This is a genomic window from Nocardia blacklockiae, from assembly GCF_015477355.1.
Classification (GTDB): domain Bacteria; phylum Actinomycetota; class Actinomycetes; order Mycobacteriales; family Mycobacteriaceae; genus Nocardia; species Nocardia blacklockiae.
The window spans coordinates 1-452 of sequence record NZ_JADLRJ010000038.1 but is presented as its reverse complement, the minus strand read 5'-3'; the positions used below and the strand labels follow the sequence as shown (position 1 = coordinate 452).

The following is a 452-nucleotide window of genomic DNA, read 5'->3' as shown; positions in this document are numbered from 1 at the left end:
CCAACGCCAACATTGAACGTGTACACTTAAGACTTTTAGAAATATGTAGATCATTAGCCGCTGATAATAACACGACAGCAACAAAGGAAATTTATAATGCTGTTTATCAGTATAACAACACGTTTCACTCGACAACAAAGAGCAAACCTGTGGACCTATTTTTTCAAACCAAAATGATCAATGAAGAAGAAACATCAAATAATCTACATGCAGTACAATTAAAACAATTGGAACAGCATAACAGAAACAGAATAAAAAAGGAATTCAAAGAAGGAGATGAAATCTACATTAAACAAAACAGGAGAGGAAAAGAAACTAAACGATACAAGAAGGGAATCGTAAAACAAGATTTAGGATCAACAGTGAAAACGAAGGAAGGATACATCGTTCATAAAGACCGTATTCGCTCATATTATAACTCAAATAGTAATAACTAAATACTCTACAAGAGT

1 protein-coding gene is annotated in these 452 nt (G+C 32.7%); it reads left to right on the top strand.

All coding sequences use genetic code 11. The features are described from left to right. Nucleotides 1-437 (top strand): hypothetical protein (locus tag IU476_RS35680; RefSeq protein WP_195106764.1); only part of this gene is annotated, 437 nt, incomplete at its 5' end. Nucleotides 438-452: the final 15 nt, after the last annotated feature.